18 protein-coding genes and 8 pseudogenes are annotated in these 17,723 nt (G+C 61.0%); 4 read left to right on the top strand and 22 right to left on the bottom strand.

The window, feature by feature from the left end; translation table 11 throughout:
- Nucleotides 1-112: 112 nt before the first annotated feature.
- A pseudogene (locus tag F3H98_RS29340) lies at nucleotides 113-309 on the top strand (DDE-type integrase/transposase/recombinase); the annotation flags it as partial.
- A 63-nt stretch (nucleotides 310-372) separates the two neighbouring features.
- On the opposite strand, the gene F3H98_RS29335 reads toward F3H98_RS29340, so the two are convergent.
- The 15 genes and pseudogenes from F3H98_RS29335 to F3H98_RS29300 form a co-directional block, all read right to left on the bottom strand.
- On the bottom strand, nucleotides 373-1,620 hold the full coding sequence (locus F3H98_RS29335; protein WP_149764382.1) for a type II toxin-antitoxin system HipA family toxin: 1,248 nt from the start codon (nucleotides 1,618-1,620) through the stop codon (nucleotides 373-375).
- Complete coding sequence (locus F3H98_RS29330) at nucleotides 1,613-1,948, bottom strand: helix-turn-helix domain-containing protein (protein ID WP_149764380.1); 336 nt, start codon at nucleotides 1,946-1,948, stop codon at nucleotides 1,613-1,615. The genes F3H98_RS29335 and F3H98_RS29330 overlap by 8 nt, the downstream gene beginning before the upstream one ends.
- A 64-nt stretch (nucleotides 1,949-2,012) precedes the next feature.
- A pseudogene (gene qatD, locus F3H98_RS32150) lies at nucleotides 2,013-2,570 on the bottom strand (Qat anti-phage system TatD family nuclease QatD); the annotation flags it as partial.
- Between the two features lie 214 nt (nucleotides 2,571-2,784).
- Nucleotides 2,785-3,249 (bottom strand): hypothetical protein, encoded by a 465-nt coding sequence (locus tag F3H98_RS31630; RefSeq protein ID WP_210249731.1) that lies wholly within the window; start codon nucleotides 3,247-3,249, stop codon nucleotides 2,785-2,787.
- Nucleotides 3,246-4,034 carry a hypothetical protein gene (locus F3H98_RS32145; RefSeq protein ID WP_244621989.1) on the bottom strand — a complete coding sequence of 263 codons (789 nt, stop codon included), beginning with the start codon at nucleotides 4,032-4,034 and terminating at the stop codon, nucleotides 3,246-3,248. Before F3H98_RS32145 ends, F3H98_RS31630 begins: the two co-directional genes overlap by 4 nt.
- 22 nt (nucleotides 4,035-4,056) lie before the next feature.
- A complete protein-coding gene (locus tag F3H98_RS32140) occupies nucleotides 4,057-4,503 on the bottom strand; it encodes a hypothetical protein (RefSeq protein ID WP_188130640.1) in 447 nt (148 codons plus the stop codon).
- A complete protein-coding gene (locus tag F3H98_RS32135; RefSeq protein WP_188130639.1) occupies nucleotides 4,500-4,898 on the bottom strand; it encodes a KAP family P-loop NTPase fold protein in 399 nt (132 codons plus the stop codon). Before F3H98_RS32135 ends, F3H98_RS32140 begins: the two co-directional genes overlap by 4 nt.
- Nucleotides 4,858-5,121, bottom strand: a complete 264-nt coding sequence (locus F3H98_RS32130; protein ID WP_188130638.1) for a hypothetical protein — start codon at nucleotides 5,119-5,121, stop codon at nucleotides 4,858-4,860. The genes F3H98_RS32135 and F3H98_RS32130 overlap by 41 nt, the downstream gene beginning before the upstream one ends.
- Nucleotides 5,090-5,440, bottom strand: a complete 351-nt coding sequence (locus tag F3H98_RS32125; RefSeq protein WP_188130637.1) for a KAP family P-loop NTPase fold protein — start codon at nucleotides 5,438-5,440, stop codon at nucleotides 5,090-5,092. The genes F3H98_RS32130 and F3H98_RS32125 overlap by 32 nt, the downstream gene beginning before the upstream one ends.
- A gap of 1,005 nt (nucleotides 5,441-6,445) precedes the next feature.
- Complete coding sequence (locus F3H98_RS32370; RefSeq protein ID WP_280178038.1) at nucleotides 6,446-6,592, bottom strand: helix-turn-helix domain-containing protein; 147 nt, start codon at nucleotides 6,590-6,592, stop codon at nucleotides 6,446-6,448.
- A gap of 211 nt (nucleotides 6,593-6,803) precedes the next feature.
- Nucleotides 6,804-7,013: pseudogene (locus F3H98_RS32365) on the bottom strand (hypothetical protein); the annotation flags it as partial.
- 334 nt (nucleotides 7,014-7,347) lie between these two features.
- Nucleotides 7,348-8,058 (bottom strand): hypothetical protein, encoded by a 711-nt coding sequence (locus F3H98_RS29310; protein WP_149764376.1) that lies wholly within the window; start codon nucleotides 8,056-8,058, stop codon nucleotides 7,348-7,350.
- 205 nt (nucleotides 8,059-8,263) lie between these two features.
- A complete protein-coding gene (locus F3H98_RS32115; protein ID WP_244621992.1) occupies nucleotides 8,264-8,617 on the bottom strand; it encodes a hypothetical protein in 354 nt (117 codons plus the stop codon).
- Nucleotides 8,597-9,120, bottom strand: a pseudogene (locus F3H98_RS32110) (recombinase family protein); the annotation flags it as partial. The gene F3H98_RS32115 and the pseudogene F3H98_RS32110, both read right to left, overlap by 21 nt.
- A 226-nt stretch (nucleotides 9,121-9,346) precedes the next feature.
- Nucleotides 9,347-9,817, bottom strand: a complete 471-nt coding sequence (locus F3H98_RS29300) for a GNAT family N-acetyltransferase (RefSeq protein ID WP_149764374.1) — start codon at nucleotides 9,815-9,817, stop codon at nucleotides 9,347-9,349.
- A 99-nt stretch (nucleotides 9,818-9,916) separates the two neighbouring features.
- Between F3H98_RS29300 and F3H98_RS31445 the strand changes: the two genes are divergently transcribed.
- Nucleotides 9,917-10,084, top strand: coding sequence for a hypothetical protein (locus F3H98_RS31445; protein WP_188130636.1), 168 nt, complete (start codon nucleotides 9,917-9,919; stop codon nucleotides 10,082-10,084).
- A gap of 66 nt (nucleotides 10,085-10,150) precedes the next feature.
- Nucleotides 10,151-11,484, top strand: a pseudogene (gene hemN, locus F3H98_RS29295) (oxygen-independent coproporphyrinogen III oxidase).
- Nucleotides 11,485-11,628: 144 nt separating this feature from the next.
- On the opposite strand, the pseudogene F3H98_RS29290 reads toward hemN, so the two are convergent.
- The 7 genes and pseudogenes from F3H98_RS29290 to F3H98_RS29270 all read right to left on the bottom strand — a co-directional run bounded on the left by F3H98_RS29290 (nucleotide 11,629) and on the right by F3H98_RS29270 (nucleotide 15,845).
- A pseudogene (locus F3H98_RS29290) lies at nucleotides 11,629-12,638 on the bottom strand (IS110 family RNA-guided transposase).
- Nucleotides 12,618-12,730 (bottom strand): annotated as a pseudogene (locus tag F3H98_RS31440) (IS6 family transposase); the annotation flags it as partial. The pseudogenes F3H98_RS29290 and F3H98_RS31440, both read right to left, overlap by 21 nt.
- Before the next feature lie 152 nt (nucleotides 12,731-12,882).
- Nucleotides 12,883-13,620: a 3-oxoacyl-[acyl-carrier-protein] reductase gene (gene fabG, locus F3H98_RS29285; protein ID WP_149764372.1), complete on the bottom strand. Its 738-nt coding sequence runs from the start codon at nucleotides 13,618-13,620 to the stop codon at nucleotides 12,883-12,885.
- 28 nt (nucleotides 13,621-13,648) lie between these two features.
- Nucleotides 13,649-13,786 carry a type II toxin-antitoxin system mRNA interferase toxin, RelE/StbE family gene (locus F3H98_RS32105; RefSeq protein WP_244621991.1) on the bottom strand — a complete coding sequence of 46 codons (138 nt, stop codon included), beginning with the start codon at nucleotides 13,784-13,786 and terminating at the stop codon, nucleotides 13,649-13,651.
- Nucleotides 13,783-13,968, bottom strand: coding sequence for a hypothetical protein (locus F3H98_RS32100; RefSeq protein ID WP_244621987.1), 186 nt, complete (start codon nucleotides 13,966-13,968; stop codon nucleotides 13,783-13,785). Before F3H98_RS32100 ends, F3H98_RS32105 begins: the two co-directional genes overlap by 4 nt.
- Nucleotides 13,943-14,218, bottom strand: coding sequence for a type II toxin-antitoxin system RelB/DinJ family antitoxin (locus tag F3H98_RS29275; RefSeq protein WP_210249730.1), 276 nt, complete (start codon nucleotides 14,216-14,218; stop codon nucleotides 13,943-13,945). Before F3H98_RS29275 ends, F3H98_RS32100 begins: the two co-directional genes overlap by 26 nt.
- A gap of 286 nt (nucleotides 14,219-14,504) precedes the next feature.
- Entirely contained in the window at nucleotides 14,505-15,845 is a 1,341-nt protein-coding gene (locus tag F3H98_RS29270; RefSeq protein ID WP_149764370.1) for an SGNH/GDSL hydrolase family protein, read from the bottom strand.
- 820 nt (nucleotides 15,846-16,665) lie between these two features.
- Between F3H98_RS29270 and F3H98_RS32095 the strand changes: the two are divergent.
- Nucleotides 16,666-17,114 (top strand): annotated as a pseudogene (locus tag F3H98_RS32095) (hypothetical protein); the annotation flags it as partial.
- Nucleotides 17,115-17,723: the final 609 nt, after the last annotated feature.

The following is a 17,723-nucleotide window of genomic DNA, read 5'->3' as shown; positions in this document are numbered from 1 at the left end:
CGGCCTGCCCGCCATGCGTGCTCCCGACACCCCAATCCCGGTAGGTGGACGGTAGTCGATCCACCAGCGCAAGGAAATGCGGATTGGTGTGTCGCGCCTATACATGCCTGATAACAATCGGATCGAGCAGGACCATCGACGGATCAAGCGCCGTGTCCGGACGATGCTCGGCTTCAATCGACGGCCACCGCAGCCACCATCCTGACCGGCATCGAAATGGTTCACATGATGCGCAAGCGACAGGCGCGGTACGCCTTCAATCCGAATCCGTCCTTGGCCGAGCAGTTCGAAATCCTCGCCGCCGCATAGCACGGCCCGCCATCTCATTCTGCTTCGGCTCAACGAAAATTTGCAACAGAACCAATGTCCTTGTCATAGCGCCAGCGCCCGCTTGAGGTCGTCGTGCTCGAAGGCGCTGGCCATGCGGTTTATCTCGGCCGAGCGGGCGCCGACTGCCTTGGCGGCGTCCCGCCATGTCGCGGTCACGGCCGCGACTTCTTTGATAATCGTCCGGGCTTGCGCCAGCGTGAGCGCAAAAAACTCCGACGCGGCCTCCAAAAGATCGAGCGAACAGGTGCCCTCGTCGAGATCAATGTTGGTCGTGAGCACCCGCGCCTTGAGATCGGTCGGAATGGGATTAAGGTCGTAAGCCGGCGAGAGCGACCATCCCGCCTTTCCCAGCCATAGGAAACCGTGATTGCGCAGGTGATCGTCGACGTTGGAGATTAGCACGTTGAAAACGACACGCCGATAGAGGGCGCGGGCGTCCGTCTTCCCCTGTGCGCCGTGTTGCGCAAGGGCATCGACGATCTCCGGGTAGCTGCCGCGCTCGCCATCCTTGGCGCCCAGCATCGCCATCGCCGACAGGAACGGGATGCGGAGCGCACCATCACGGTCGAAACGCCGCGACAGCATGACCGCCTTTCCAGCGACATCGATCAGCCCGTGCTGGGGGGTGGCGATACCTGCCTGACCGGCCAGCCACAGCGCGATCTCCTCCCAGGTCTCCATGCTGTAGTCGTCGGTCTCCTTCGGAAACTTGGCGATGGAGAGGTGACCATGTTGGTCGATGACCGACACCTTCGGACGCGCACCGCCAAGGGACGAGCCGGGGGCAAAGATGAGTTGGAGGTCCTCATCGGTTTCTTCGTCCCGAAAAATCCGCTCGGTGATTTGGAGCAGCCGGCCAAGCTCGATCAGGGCGGGAACGCCATCGCGGGTCGGTGCCTGAAAAACCTCGTCGCCAACCCAGCGGAAGCGGAGCGCGCCAAGGCGGGTCTCGTCGGCGACGCCGAGCAGATAGTCGCTTTCCGTGAGGGTGCGAACGGCGCGTCCTTCGCGTTCCGCCAGGCGGCGCTCGGCGCGCTGCATAAGGCGGCGACCCCAAGTATCCGGAGCTGAGTCGCCGATAGACCCGAAGGTTGCCAGTCCGGCAGGAGGAGCAAAGGCTCCGCGGGTCAGAGCGAGGGCTGGTTCGAGCGAGAAGCGGTCCGGGTCCTCAAGCCAAGCGCCGTCATACTCGAAAAGGATGGTTTCCGTGCCTCGGACGCGATTGCTCCTCGCGAGTCCGATCAGGCATGTGCGGCCGTTCAGATCGATATGCACCTCGAAGTCAGTCATCGCGCGATGAACCGACTGGCCGCTTGAGATGGACGTGCTTAGGCAGATCGGCGCTGGCGAGCGCTTGGCCGACGCTGTCGTTGCTGATGTCGGCGACTTGACTCAGGCCGTCGAGCAGGCCGAGCGCCTGCAGGACGCCGGCATAAATGCCGATGCTGACGTTGGTGTCCCCGGCTTCGACCCTTTGCAGTGTCGAACGAGACGTGAAGGCGCGCTCGGCCACGACCGCCATCGGCAGCCGTCGCCGTCGACGCGCATCGTGAATGTCCGCCCCGAGCTTACGAAGGGCGCGCCGCACGGCAGCAGGAGGGTTGTGTGGGGTGGGCATTTTGACACCTTCGCACTACAAACTGGCTGAATATGTAGCACGAAGATTGCAATTTTCCTAGCCGTCAAGGGCGCCGCCCCAGCAGGAAGCGAAGGTTTGATCTTACCGCCGTCGCGACGGCATCGACCGGGAGCTTCCGAACGTCAGCGATCGCGGCGACAGTGGTATTCACGTCAGCGGACTCGCTGGGACGACCGTCAATGTGAGTGAAGGGGCCATCTGTCTCCGTCAGGATCCGATCGATCGGCAATTCGGTGACGAGGGCGCGGCCCCGATCCGAGCGCGTCATCTCAGCATTGACGGGGAAATAGCAGCCGAGCGTCGCCGCACGACGAGCCTCGCTCTTGCTTCCGGTGAACCAGTGAAGAACGACGGTGCCGCGGTCCTGCGGGAGATATCGCTCGACCATCTCGAGCACCGCCGGAACGCTCCTCACACTGTGGACCGTGAGAATCTTGCCACCCGCTTCTGCGCATCGCTCAAGGACGCTGCGGAAGACATGCTTTTGGATATCCAGCGATTTGTAGAAGCGCGGACCGTCGAGGCCCACTTCGCCGACATAGCGTGTCTCGGACAGGCGACGCTCCCATAGCGGCAGCTCGCCGGCACGCTCCGCGACAAGTTGCGGATGTAGCCGAGTGCAGCGCGCACGAAGCGGGTGTCATACGTGAGCTCGTGATTGCGCCCACGCCTTTGGCGTCGTGGTGAGGTTCAGCGTTTAGATCCGAGCGGCTTCTGCCCTTGCGATCGCGGCCTCATGGTCGGGATAAAGATCAAGATGACAGTGGAAATCCACGCCGGCGGCTTGAGCGTTCCCGGTCATCCCGGCCGCGTCCTTACGCCTGCCAGTAGCGCGCCAACCTCTTCAAGGCCGCGACGGTAGACGCCAGCGAGCGCCGTTCGCCGAGCTGGCGATTCATCGAAGATGGCCCCGGCTTGTGGATGAGAATCGGCGCCAGTGTCGGCCGGGCGCGAAGGCGCTCGATCGCGAGCTGGAAAGAGCGAATTTGGACACCTTCCGATTGGCGAGTATCAAGGGCGCGAGCTGTCAGGTCATCGACCGTGTAAATGGTCGGATCTGGATCGGGGCGTAGGCCGGCAACGAGCGCTGCTCGTCTGATGAGACAAGGGAGGCAATAGCCACAATGCTGCGTGCCAAGTCCCTGCCAGCGTCCCTTGGTGGGGGACGCGCAGGACAGTGATGAAGGGACGAGGCGGCGTAACAACGCACCGTTGGCACATGCCGCCACCATCTCGCCCTTGGTTCGATCCCAATAGGGGTTTTCGATCCGTCCATTCACGCCGAGCCCTTGGAGCGCATCGTTCCAGCGGGCGATGTAGAAGGGTGGGTCGTGCGCGTGCTCAGTGCCCCGAGGCGCAATGGATCGAGCGGCACATTGACAGCGATGAGGCCATTCTCGGGCACTTTCAGGGTGAACGGCGCCTCAAATCCGCTACCGGCGAAGACGCCGAGGGCGAAGAATAGGAACGATCTCCCGCGCGTCGTATTTTCTCCGCCCGAACCGCGGACGAAGCCGTCCGGGAATGCCATCCAGAGGCGCAAGCGATCGAAGGCGCGGCCGCGATAGTGCGTCTTCAACGTGTCGAAGATGGTGGACTGTGCATCGCTGGTCGCGCCTTCGCCGGCATGGCTGATCAGAAGCGGTGTTCGACCATCTTCAAGCGCGTCGATCGCGCCGATTAGGCTGTCGAGGCCGCCGGAGAAGAGGGCGAGATCATCGAAAGGGGGAATGCCTGCCGCGCCAGCCGGTTCGGTATCAAAGCTGTCCCCACAGACGATGCGGCCGCGCACGGCTTCGAAGATTTGCGCGGCTTCAGGCGGGGCCAGGCGCTTGAGATCGGCTTCGAGGCCCTGTACCGCGATTTTTCCGCCGAAAAGCTGTTCGACCACGGCGGCTAGGTGGCCGAGCACCGAGGCGGCGCCGAAATAGTCCTTCCGGTCCTTGGCGACAAAGAGGTAGGGGCGGAGATCCTCGCCACCGATCGCGGTTGGCACCGCCGCCCAGGCTTTGATCGCGGGCGACGACAGCCATTCGCTCAAGAGTGCGCTCTCGGACGATTTCACGGCCTCCAGTTTGGGCGGGGCTTTACGGCATCGTCGCCCTTGGCAGAGGCTTTCTCCGGCTTGACCGGGCCCTTTGCGCCTTCCTTAGTGGTCGCCGCCGCTTCGAGTGCTGACAAATCCGGGCATTTTCCGTTCGCTGCTGCTGCGGCAGCCGCGGCGATCTGATCGAAGAGGCGGGGGAGAACCGCTCGGCGAGCATGAGTTTTGCGAGCACCGGCAGCTTAACGTCATCCCCAAACCCTCTCGCTTCCGCGGTGCGCTGCCGCAAGACGAGCGTGTTGAGAAACCGCTTGATCTGGCGCGGGTTGCCCTTGGTGCCACTGGCCAGGATGGGGCCGATCTGATCGCTGAGCGCCAACGCATTATTGGCGCGCGAAGCCTTGTCGCCAAGAGCGGTTCTCACGGTGGCCGCATCGAGCGCACTTGAGGTCCACGGGCGCTTCAAGCGTTCGCGCGCGACCGTGATCAAAGCGTTGAACGCTGCGTCGTTCTCGCCGAGTTCGGCGCCGACGAGGACAGTGTCACGTAGATGCGCGTTTCCGTGTCACCGAGCGAGGGAATGCGGAAGGGCACCTGGATGAGCTTCTCAAGGTAGTTCCGGGCGTATGTCTGCGGACCGGTGGTATCTGGCAGATCGGGAAAGTGCTTGCGCACCGCATATTCGATCATCGCCTCGTCGGCGGCGACGACGAAGGCGGTGCGCGACGTGAAGACGAAGAGGCGGACGTCCTCCAAGGTCTCGATCGCGGTATCGGGCAGGCAGCGATCGAGGTCATCGATCAGGCCAACGAGTTGCTCGACGCCAGCCTTATCGAGGAGATCGTCAAAAGCCTTCCGGAATTGCGTTGATCTCCTCGGGAACATTGGTCGAGTCACCGTCACCTTTCGACTTCAACAGGCCCTTCACGCCTTCGACGGCAGCTTCGAGATTGTCCTTCGTGGCGAGCTTTGCCGGATTGGCGAGGAAGCCTTCCAACGTACCGACGATGGTCTGAATCTGATCGGGCGTTGGGATTCCGGTGAAGGCGGTGAAGGCGAGCCCGCCGGCCTTCTCGCTACCTTGAGCCAGTCGATCCTGCGAAGACATCCTTGACCGCTTCGCCTGCCTTGGTGAGAGCGGGGCGCTTTTCGATGAGGCTGGTGACGATGCCCTCAATGAGCGCGATTTTAGCGTCTTCAAATCCTTGAAAGCGCCAACCGTTGAACTTCAGGCACAGGACCTTCGCTTCACCCTCGAAGCCGGCCTCGATCATTTCCAACACGCTAGACTTGCCGGCGCCCCAATCACCATGGACACCAACCGTCACCGGTTGATCGGGTCGGTCGCGTAAGAGTTTGATGATGGCTGCTGCGATTGCCTCATTGTTGAGAAGGTCGACCTTAGTCTCATTGTCCGTCAGGATCATCGGTCCCCCCAGTAGGGCAGCGGAGGAGCTCGTCCTGGCGGCCGCCGCCCCGCAATGGCAGCCAGCCTGCCTTCTTCGTGCTACGGATCTCAGCGTTGTGTAGCATGAAGCTTACAATCCTTCGAGATCCTGGCTAGGCTTGCCAGCGCCGACATCGCCGCTGGCAACAAGGCTCGGACAACACGGCTGTGAAAGAGTGGAAGGTTGACCCCTCCCATGGCGACGCTCTGATTTTCTATCGCAATCTGAAAGAGAGGCGGGTTACAGAGTTATGAATTCGCCAGCCGATTCATGCCACCTTATGGCGATCAGCTTGGGGCAACCTTTGGCACTGATTCACAGTCGCACGCAGTTCGGGTTCATAGTCACCGGCCAGGCTCTCATCTGCCGCGCGCGTCGCCCTGCGGACAACAGACAGCGAAGCCCCCACGGCCGCGAAAATCTCGCGACGGTGGCTCGATACCGGTACCGGCCCTCCATTTTTGGGAGGCGATCCGTGCAGGTGCCTGGTGTGAATCATTCCATCTATCTCCTGAGCGCACCATTGCCATCGTCCACTTCACCCGGCCGATCCTCCCACTGCCGGATCGATGATGAGGATTCCCTCTGGAGAGTAGTCTCTTTTGAAGAGCGTGACGGTCTGTGCCGTCTTACCGTGCTTTGGCATGGCATCCTGCCATTCCCTGCCGCGCATGCGGCGAAGCGTTGTCATTCTACCGTGCGATGGCCTTGGAAAATACGACAGGTGAACCACAATAATCAGGTTTAAGCTGAAGACTTTTCAGCGAAGCTCGAAAAAAGGAAACGGCAGCTCTTCCGTCCTTACGCCGCTTGGACTCGCTTTAGTTGGGGAAAGGAGGTCGTCAACCCGGCCGGCCGACGAGGACCAAGCCGCAGTGCGCAAACTCTCCTCGCCACTGGATCAGTATTCCAGCGACCTCCGACCAGGCAGATCCCCTGCCCCGCTTGAAGCCCTAAGGAGCAACCGCGGTTCGGAATTTCAGCTTACGACTTCAATTGAAATCGGCAAGTAAAAGCGACACCCGGCGCGACCCTATACGATCCCCATGCGCGGTAGCGCTCCGTGCCCGTGACCTCGCGCAGGCCGAGCTCGCCAACGAGATTGAGCGCGCCTCGGGTCGTTACTTTCAGCTCCTTTTAGATCATCGCGCTCGAGACGATTGGTCGCGACAAGACGTAATCGATGAGCCGCGGCGGCCTCGAGCGAGCGCGCCGCCCCTTCAGGCGTCGCAGCATCCGTTCCTGCGCCAGGGCCAGCCGAGCCAAGGCTGATGCTGCGGCGCCTGAGCTCTTCCCAGGCGTCCCAGAGAATCGCTGCCGCGAGCACGGCCGGAAGGTCGACGGCTTGGTCAACTCTGGCGCGCCATTCGGCGAGCCGGGCATGCTCGTCCCAATCCGGGTCGTAGACGACAGGATCCCTTTCGGGCGGTCGTTCAGGTCGCCGCGCGTGCTCCGGGACGACGCCAGCGAGGACCCCGCTTGAAAGCGCGCGTCGATGGCGGCGAATTCCTCGGCGAGGAGTGCTTCCTCGTCCGGTTCGGCATCGACCCACTCCACGACGCCCTCCACCGCGGCTGTCCCAAACCGTCGCGCGGCTGCTCACCAGCACTACGGTCGATTGAGTGACAGGTTTGGAGGCGTATGGCTTCTGGATCGGAAAAGCGTCGCAAGGTTGTTCACGCTCGCCGAGATCGCGAAGGATCCGGGGTTTGTCGAGCGCTGGGTCCGAGAACACCTGCGGTCGATCCTGCACCACAATCTCGCGAAGGTCGACGCTCTCTACAACAACGCCATGGATTCTCACGCCCTTATTTCAGCACTTCCGCTCGCCAGCCCGACTCGGCCGGGGTCAGCCTTCACCGCCAAACTCATTGGCGCAGCGACGTTCATATCGGGTCAGGCGAAGCTTCTTGAAGATGCTGCTCATCTTGTTGCTCTGGCCCGGTCAATCGCCCTCTCAGTCTCGCGATTGGCAGAGTTGCTCTTGAGGCGAGCTCGAGGAGCGCGTAGGCTATCTCGTCCTCGGTCCAGCCGGATTCCGCTGCGCGCTCAACCAATTCCTGGAGGGCCGATTCCAAGGCGAGCTGGCATTGAAGGCCGCGGTCCGGATGGTCGACTGGGCAGCTTGGTTCCACGATCGCAATGCTTGATCGCTTCATTGCAGGCCATGGGCTCTCGCCCCTCTCCTTTTGCCACACGAGGCGCGCCAGCTCACGTGTTGTTCGTGCGCGCCTCGGCAACCGCTTCATCTTGTCAACCAGCCGCTCCAGCGATCCCGCGCGTTCCAACTCCTTAAAGAAATGATGCGGCGTGACGCTACCGAGCCGGTGCATCTCGGCCAGGTTCCACACATACGCATAGTCGACCATGAAATCGGATCGAGGCGAGGCCTTGGACGGTTCAGCCTTGGTCAGGATGCCGCCGCCCACGAGCCGATCGGCCTTCTCGATGATTTGGCGCACCCTCGTTGTCGACAAGCCATGTTCCTGCGCCAGGTCGGCGAAGCTCTTGCCCTTCAGAAAGCCTTCGGCCAGGGCGACGTTCCTATCGACGGTCGGCCTAAACCCCCAACAGGCGCGCAGTTTTTCCAGCATCATCCCCTTCGTTCATCCTGTTGTTCGCGCCCCTGCAAACCCTAACCGGCCAAATCGGCGCTTGGAAGACCCACCAGACTCACGTCATGGCCCGGTGCGTACGTCGCTGCGAAAACGGCCAACTGACAGAACAATCAGCGAACTTCTGTTCTGACCTCGGCACCGATGCGGCCGACGGTGGCCATGTGAACACGAAAGATGCGGGCGATCACCATGATCGTTGTTGACCGCCGACCTCGCGAATGTCGGCTTCGACGGAACACCGGTAGCTCTCGGCAACGTTGAATAATTCCGTTTGAAGATGGTTGATTTCGTCGTCGAGGCTCGATCCGTCAGGATCGGTGTCGTAGGCAATGGTGAGCTGATAGTCGCATTCGCCGAGCGGCATCATGGCGTAATCGCGTGTCAGCATCGCCTCGATCTGTTCGCGCGCAGGCTTTCTGCCGCGGCCTCTTTTGCTGAAATTCTCGATCGTCAGATGCAGCGTGACCGTGACAGACGGCGGCTTGTCCGGCAGTTCCGTCGGTGCGGGGAAAGTGCCGAGGGCGCGATAGACGGTCATCCTGGAGATTTTCAGGTCGCGAGCGATGCCGGCCTTGCTCTCGCCGGAGGCGACGCGGCGGCGGATTTCATTGTCATCGACAGTTTTCGCGCGGCCCGTGTATACCCCTTGGATCTTGGCCGCCTCGATGCCGGCCTTTGCCGGTCCTTGATGAACTTCAATTCCATGTCGGCGACCATACCGAGCACGGTGATCACCATGCGGCCCATGTCGCCGGCCGTCGTCACCTCAGGTTCGAGAACGCGCAGGTATGCTCCCTTGGCGTCGAGTTCGTGGACCAGGTTCAGGACGTCGCGGGTCGAGCGGCCGAGCCGCAGCACGACGAGTTCATCACCGGCCCGCAGGAACTGCATGACGGTTTCCAGTTCACCGCGCCCCTCGCGCGAGGCGCCCGAAACAGTTTCCGAGCGAACGATCTCGCAACCAGCAGCCTTGAGCCGGGCGATCTGGATGTCGACGTCCTGATCCGTCGTGCCGACGCGGGCATAACCAACGCGGGCCATTGGCAAAGTCCGTCACATTAGGGTGGCTTTCTTGCCATAGCGTAACATTTCTAGCTTTTCCACTCTTTTGTGACGGTCGGCGCCTGTCACTTCGAGCCGTCACGCCGGGGTGCACCCAAAAGCGACATCGCAATTAGGCTGTCGCAAAAATCCCGCTCAATCGCTGGACTTTTGCGTCTGACATTTGCGACGAGATTTACTGAGCAATTTCAGCGTGGGGCATTCATCACCGCAAAATCAGGAGATTTGCGACGAACTGTAGATCGCTGGAATGAAGCCCTCCGCATCCGGCTCGGGCAACAAGTGAACCCACAGCGCTGGCAGCATGCGAGACTGCCGCATTGTCCGGCTCTATGCGCCCTTCCAAGATCGAATACGCCCGCCCTGGTCCTGAGAGGAAGGCAGAAAGCACTGCCGCTCCGATCCCCTGGCCTCTGAGATCGGGGCGCAAAGCAAGATCGATATAGCCACGCTCCGCATCCTCCCGGTCAACCTGCACCTCCGCAGCAACCTGACCAGCATCCAGTACCATCCAACAGCGTGCGGCATCCCCGGCCGTCATATAGAATTCATCGGTCGGAAAGGACAGCCGGCGCGACAACTCCGCATGCTCGAACCATGCACGAAATTCGGGGAGGTCGTCGCGTGTAAGAGGTCGTAACGTGGTCTGCATCTTATGGTTCTCAAGCCGCTGCACGTAGCAGCCTCCAAAGTACGATAGTTGCCAGCCCTCCTAGAGAAGCATTCTCCGCCAGCGCACAGCCCGGAAGGGGCAGATTTTCGAGGGAACTTGCTGATGCGCAAGATCGCCGTATTGTCCACCTTCGCCGGCGATGAGTTCCTCGCCGCCGTCCTCTGTGAGAGCTCAGGGTACGGTTTCCGGATCGGTTTCGCGAAACTGGCGGCCGGCTTGGTGTGCACGTTGAAAAACGCAGGTTTCGCGGCGAAAGCGGAACGGATTTGACATAGCGCAAGGACACAGGAGAGCGCAGCGGTAAGGATAACAGTTATCAGCATGGGACGGTAACTGTTGCAGACCTCAATCCTGACAAAATATCGCGAGGCCCGCCTGCCTTGGTACACCATCTATCCGACTGTGCCGGAGTTCTCCGCGGCAGTCGGCGCCGAAGCTTATGAGGAATTGCTGAGGGACCTACCGGCTGACGATTCGGTGTCGCTCTATCTCCACATTCCGTTCTGCCGATCGATTTGCTGGTATTGCGGCTTCCCTACCACCATCACCCGCCAGGATGCGCCGATCCTCAATTATCTGGCGGTGCTGCGTGACGAGATCCGTTTGGTCTCGGAGCAAGCGCCGCATGCGCTGCCCGTGAGCGACGTGCATTTCGGCGGTGGAACGCCGACCCTGATGGGGCCACCGGAGTTCTTGGTCGTGATGGAACTCCTGCGCCGCCGCTTCGCGTTCAGGAAAACGGCTACGGTCGCCGTCGAGATCGACCCACGCACGTTCACGGCCGACATGGCCGAAGCATTAGGAGCAGCCGACGTGAACCGCTCGAGCCTCGGGGTGCAGAGCTTTGATCCCATTGTTCAAAAAGCGATCAACCGGGTCCAGAGTGAGGCGCAGACGGCGGCTGCCGTCGAAGAGCTGCGCCGGCATGGGGTAAGCCGCATCAATTTCGACCTCATTTTCGGTCTCCCGAATCAGACGGTGCAGTCCTGCGTCCAGACCGCGAGGCGGCGGTCGCCATGCGCCCCAACCGGCTTGCGGTGTTCGGCTACGCGCACATTCCGTCCCTTATAAAGAATCAGCGCCAGATCGAGGAGACAGCGCTGCCGGACAGCGTTGCCCGCGCCGAACTGGCTGCGGCCGTGGCCGAGACGCTGGTTGCCGCCGGCTACCGAGAGATCGGGCTCGACCATTTCGCCTTGCCAGACGACGAACTCACGCTGGCGCAGACTGCCGGGCGCCTACGGCGTAACTCGCTGGGTTACTCGGCCGACACCTGCAAAACCCTGATCGGTTTCGGCGCGTCGGCTATCGGGCGTGTCGGCGAGGGTTACATCCAGAACGAGGTTACACGGGATTCCTACAGCCGGCACATCGCAGCTGGCCGTCTGGCGACGTCAAAGGGCTACCGTCTCACCGACGAAGACCGCGTGCGAGCCGCAATCATCGAGCGGCTGATGTGCGATTTGGAGGCCGATGTGCCGGCAATCTGTGCCGCCCACGGATTTGATCCGATCCGGTTTCTCGAGTCAGCTGAACGCTTGGCGATGCTGGCCGAGGACGGGATAGTGGACATCGAAAAGGGTTTCATCCGCGTGCGGCAGGAGCATCGCTTTGTGATTCGCGCTGTTGCTGCCGTATTCGATGCTTTTCTCGACCGGGTTGCCCCGTAAGCATAGCCAAGCAGCGTGAGGGAGGCCAAAGGGATAACCGCTCGTCGCTAACGGCATGCTCCAGTAAATCACAGCAAGGCCTTGTTTGCATTACATCGCGATTGCCCTTCCCAAACTCAAAACTCCGACGCTCTCTCGATGCGACTATGCTGCCGTGACCTGTGGCTCCCTATAACGCTCGCCGCTCGTCATGATAGCCCAGATCATCCGCGCCATCTTGTTGGCGAGCGCGACCGCGGCAACCTTCGGAGTACGACGAGCAAGGAGCCGGACCAACCAGGGCCGCCTTGTTCCATGCCGCTGGGCATAACGGATTACGGCAAGGGCGCCGACCACGAGCAATTGTATCGATCTCCTTGCTTGGTGATACCTCCGAGCCGTTCCTTGTCGCCGCTGGAGTTCTGCCGCGGCACGAGGCCGATCCAGGCAGCCAGGTTCCTGCTGGACTTGAAGGATCTAGGGTCAGGCACCGCAGCAACCATAGCGCTCGCGAGCACCGGCCCCACGCCCGGCACTTCCATCAGACGCCGGCCGACTTCGGTCGCGCGTGCGCTTGTTCGAACACGCCGATCCGTTTCCAGGATTTGCTCGTTGATCATCTCCAGTTGCGAAACCAGCATCGCGAGGCAGTCGCGTGCCAGGTCAGGGACGCGAGCATCGTCGCAATTGCCGATGATGGTGATGAGCTGTGCGAGGCCGTTGCGGCCGACCGGAGCGACCAATCCGCATTCCGCCATGTGGCCACGGATGGTGTTTGAAAGCTGAATACGCTGGCGCATCAGCGTCAGCCGGACCCGGTGGAGCACCATGATGCTATGCTGCTCATCGCTCTTGATCTCGACGAACCGCATCGTCGGCCGGGTGACCGCCTCGCAGATAGCCTCGGCATCGGCAGCATCGTTCTTCTGGCGCTTTACACAAGGCTTGACGTAGCTCGGCGGCATCAGGCGGGCATCATGACCAAGCCTCCGCCAATAGTGCGCCGCCCCACAAGCCTCCAACCCGACGAGGCATGCCGGCATTTTGGGGAAGAATTGAAGCACCTTACCTCGGCTCAGGCGCTGCCGGATGACGACATCACCCGTCGCGGCAACCCCGTGAACCTGAAAGACCGACTTTGCGATATCCAATCCAATCTCCTCGACCAGACGCAGGCTCAAGGGAATCGGTAGTAGAGCCAAACAGCATGGCCAATGATCTCCGACGGGAAACGATGGCGCTTGTAGCTGATGGTTGCGGTGTTCATGCCATCGCGTTTATGCCCCAAATCCCTGACCGCGAGTTAAGTTGACAATGCCCTGACAGCACAGTGCCACGAACCGGAAACGACGCTGCGTAGACTCTGACGGTGTATGGGAAGCAGCGATCGGTTTGCTTGGCCAATGTCGCCGACCGTTCTCAAATCATCGCCATGCCGCCATTGACATGAATGGTCTGGCCGGTGACGTAGGCCGCCTCGTTCGAAGCGAGATAGGCGACGGCGGAAGCGACTTCGGCGCTGGTGCCCATGCGCTTGGTCGGGATCGCCGCCATGATCGTCTCCTTCTGCTTGTCGTTGAGCTTGTCGGTCATGGCCGATTCCATGAAGCCCGGGGCGACGCAGTTGACGGTGATGTTGCGGGTGGCGATCTCCTGCGCCAGCGATTTGGAAAAGCCGATCATGCCGGCCTTGGACGCGCAATAGTTGGTCTGTCCGGGATTGCCGGTGACGCCGACCACCGAGGTGATGTTGATGATGCGGCCATGGCGGCGGCGCATCATCGGATGGGTGAGTTCGCGGGTCAGCCGGAACATGGCGGTGAGGTTCACCTCCAGCACACTATTCCAGTCGGCATCCGGCATGCGCACGAACAGCCCGTCCTTGGTGATCCCGGCGTTGTTGACGAGGATGTCGACGCCTTCGAGATCGGCCTCGGCCTTCCGGCCGAGCGCCTTGACCTCGTCGCGGTCGGATAGGTTGGCCGGAAACAGCTTGACCCGGTCGCCGAACTCGGCGGCCAGCGCCTCCAGCTTCTCGACGCGGGTGCCGTGCAGGCCGACGACAGCCCTCTGCTGATGCAGCACCCTTGCGATCTCCTCGCCGATGCCTCCGGTAGCGCCGGTGACAAGCGCCTTGCGGCCGGTCAGTTCGAACATTTTTCAAATCCCTTCGAGAGGCAAACAATCATTCGAATAGTTCCGTGTGAGTTCCAGCTCTCACGAATACGATCATTTCTCGCGGACCTTTGCCGTAGAGCCGATAGACAAGCAGGAAGTCGCCGCCAACATGACACTCCCGATGATCCGTCCAGTCGCCCGTCAGCGGATGGTCGAGCCACCCCTGCCGAGAGGTTCGTCATTGGCCACGAAAAGCATCATCGCTTCCTTCAACTGCTTCATGGTCGGAGCTGGCAATCGCTCCCAATCCTTCAGGAAGCCCTTTGTATAGTCGCATGCCCAAGGCAGGGCGGCGCGTTTGTCATTTGCCGCCTTTTTCGAGGTCATCGAAGAGTTCCCGCGACGTTGCGAAGCGGGCGCGGCCGCTCTCGATGATGGTTTGCGCCTCGGCCATCGCAGCGCGCGTCTCGGCATTGGGCACTCGCAGGTCGAACGGCACCGTCTTTTCCCGCGCAACCCGCTTCAGCATCAGCCGCACCACTCCAGATGCGGACAATCCCATCGACGCCAGCACTGCGGCGGCTTCGTTCTTCTCGTCCTCGTCCATGCGGACATGGATCATTCCGTTTGACGGCATTGTCGCCTCCATCGCAGCTTCGTAATACCTTGTATAACAAACCGCCGATATCAACAGCCATGCCGCACCTCGTTGTGATGCATGTATTCATGTGGCCGCGTGCCCAGTCGAAGAAGTGGTCGTGGCGTCCGACCCGCTCAACACCCAGAAGCTCCGCCCAGATCTGCTCCAGCAAAGCTGTCAAGGCACCCGAAATTCTCAGCATCGCGACGCTCCTGGCCGGCGCCGGCCAGGAGCCGCGTCCTATGCTGCGGGATGCCATCGGTCCAGCGGCAAGCGGAACGGCCTATTTGGCTGCGCCCAGCAAGAGGTCGAGATCGACCGCGTCCGCCATCGCCTTGTACCCGGCGTCGTTGGGATGGAGGTTATCGCCGCAATCGTACTCGTCACGCAAGTATCCCGGCCTGGCCGGATCTTCCATTACCTTGTCGAAGTCGATCACGCCGTCGAAGCCACCGCCGGTGCGGATCCACTCGTTCACAGCGACGCGTATCTTTTCCTTCTCGGGCGTGTAGTAACCCTCGGTTGGAAGTCCTTTGGACGTGTCCGCAAAGGGGGTCAACGTCGCGGCTACAATGCGTATGCCATGGGCATGCGCACGGTCGATGAGTTGTTTGTATCCGGTGATGATGTCTTCTGCGGTCGGTTCCTTGTCGTCCGGCGTGATTGCATTTTCGCCGGGCCAGCCGATATCGTTGATGCCCATCATCAGGACGAGGGTTGAAACGTGGGGATGGCTCAGGACATCGGAATCGAAGCGTGCCAGAGCGTTGACACCCATGCCGTCTGTCAAGACGCGATTGCCCGAAAAAGCCTCGTTAACCACCGCGACATTGCGGTTCGCCTCCTGCAATCGCTTGGCGATATGGTCGGGCCAGCGATTATTGGCGTCGGGAGTTGAGCAATTCCCATCCGTGATGGAATCGCCGAAAAACACGATCGCCCGGGATTCCGGCACGGCGTCAACCAATATATCTCTGAGAAAAAGGCGTGATTTGAGTGTGCTGTCAGCCTTAAACGTGGCGGTCGTTGTGAAATTTCCAGGGCCGGAGATGTAGGCGGTTTGTACACCATCCCAATGCGCCGACGAGAGCGCCGTCTCTTTCGGCAGGAAAATGCTGACCGAGATGTCGGAAAGCGCTTTTGCCCGTAGGGCGACGGGGTCACTGACGATCGGGGCGCCCGCCGGAATGACCACGGAACTCTTGCCGCCCCACGTGAGCGGCTTCAAGGTCGCCTGATCGACGCCGCCGTCCTTGCCTGCTATTGCCACGCTGCCGGCGCCGATCGTCAGCGGCTTGGCGCCGAACGCATTGGACAGAACGACCCGAACGGAAGTGCCTCCTACACTGATACGGGCAACTTGGCGGACAGTCTGATTCTCCAGAACCTCAGGCACTCCGAAAGGCGCAGGAATATCATCCGACCAACGTGGAGCAGGTGTGGCGGCCCAGGTGGTGATCCAGGCTCCCATCTCGGCGCTTTGGGCCCCGAAACCAGCGACCGCGGAAGCGGCCGCCACGGCCCCACATATCACCACAGTCTGAAGCCGAGGCCGTTTCCTCTCTGTTGCGGGAGAAAGCACCGATGAAACCTTGTCTTTGAAAATAAGTTTACTGAGCCGCATTTTTTATCTCCTCGAGACTCGCTCGCTAACGCCGCCGCCGGCCGCAGCTCCTGCTGGTGTAATCGGCCCTGTTGGTATTGACGAGCCGGTCCGGGCATCTGCTCGGGAAGAACTCACCCGCCTTATGGTCGGCGATCTGGTCAGGGTGAGTCCTTTGGATTCTCGACCACTCTTTTGACAGAACCGGGCTGCCCGTGTAGGTGACCTTAGTCCTCGGACAGCGGACAGCAGGGCGAGAATCGAATGAAAAGCCAGGACCATCGTCATACTGCTCAAGCTCGTCAGCCTACAAGAGCAGGAGAAAGAAAAGGGTGTCGAAGCTCTGCGCTGGGAAGCCCAGGGCGAAGATCCGTAGAAGATCCGTACTCGGTCCGTAATCTGGGGTCTTCTCTTGGCATAAGCAAGACGGAGGTCAATGCATCCATCAATCGAAGTCTTGCATCCGGTATCGCGGCTAGGGACAGAGATACGGGCCGAGCGAAGCCTAGCCGCAGGAGCCTGCTGAATTTCATCGTGCACGGGTTGAAGTTCGTTTTTCCAGCGAAGCCCGGAGCAATGCAGCGTGGAATCCCGACCGCATTTGCGGCGCCCGTTCTAAAGAACGCGCTAATAAGCGCCGGCAGCTATATCTATGTGTGGCCCTATGCCAGCGGCCACGACATGGGACAGTCGGTGACGCCGTTGTTCAAAAGCGTTCCTGAATCCGTTCAAAAGGATGATCGGCTGTACGAGTATCTCGCTCTTGCGGATGCGATAAGACTCGGAAACCAGCGCGAGGCTGGCCTCGCGGCAGAGCGTCTTTCGGAAGGCTTGCGCAGAAATGACCAGCATCCAAGGCCAGCTGCTTGCAATGCTAAGGGCTGTCGCGGAAGCGCTGGGCGACACCTGCGCAACCGTCTTGTATTCGTCGGCGGATGTACGACCGCTCTTTTCATCACCGATTCCGTCACGCTCGAGAATGTCAGGGCGACTGACGACGTCGACCTAATTGTCGATCTGGCCGGCTTTTCGGAATGGGCGCAGCTCCCCGGAGGCGGGCTCGCGCTCGGCGCTGCACGAGGCGGCGGGCGGCGGCAACAGGACCGTGCACGGCGCCGCTGCCGCTTTGTTGCCGCGGGAATCGCCGCGCGCACATCCGGCAAGGTGCTGTGGTGCGTGACGCAGCAGGATCTCTTCGCGCCGGTCGCTCACCAGGCTGGCCTGCCGCCCAGCCGCGTCATCCACGTGGAGGCGGGCGACGAAAAGACGGTGCTCGGCATGGAGGAAGGCCGACAATCGGCCCGTGCTCGTCCGGTGTATAATTCCCGTTGAGATGATGCCGGTCGCGCTCCTGGGTCAAGCTTGAACGTCTCGTTGATGATGATCTGGCGTGCGGCGACCTCAACACCGAGGCGCTTGGCATCGATGCATCGAACGACGTCATGCGGCGTGTCGCACGCGCTCTCTGGTCTTCGGGACCGTGCGGATGGCCACGCTTCTGGCGGCTCGAAGCGCGTGATGCGTGTCCAAAACCTGACAGCGGCAGAAAACATGTCGGGTTCAATACAACCGGCCTTCTGGGCGCTGTAAAGGTTTTCAAAGCGTAATCATGCACTTACTGGGTGCTGAGCGCGCTGGCACGGCCTTTGCGTATTTAGATGCGGCAACACTGAGTGAGGGCTGACTGCGTGCAGACACGCAAGACGAGCGATGCTCTCCTTCCGTTGAACCCGTGGGCCCGTCTCTAACAGGGAAACAAGTTCGCGCATAAAGTCGCGCAACCTTTGGCAATAGCTTTGGAGGCAACATGGTATTGCAGATGGAGTCCCCGGCTCCTTCGATTAAAGTGGAGAGCTGGCTGCGTGGCGAGCCCCTCACGAACTTCCAGCCCGGCAAAGT

Origin of the sequence: Neomesorhizobium albiziae (assembly GCF_900114255.1) — a bacterium.
GTDB classification, from domain to species: domain Bacteria; phylum Pseudomonadota; class Alphaproteobacteria; order Rhizobiales; family Rhizobiaceae; genus Neomesorhizobium; species Neomesorhizobium albiziae.
The sequence above is the reverse complement of the archived record's forward strand: the minus strand, read 5'-3'. Positions and strand labels throughout refer to the sequence as shown.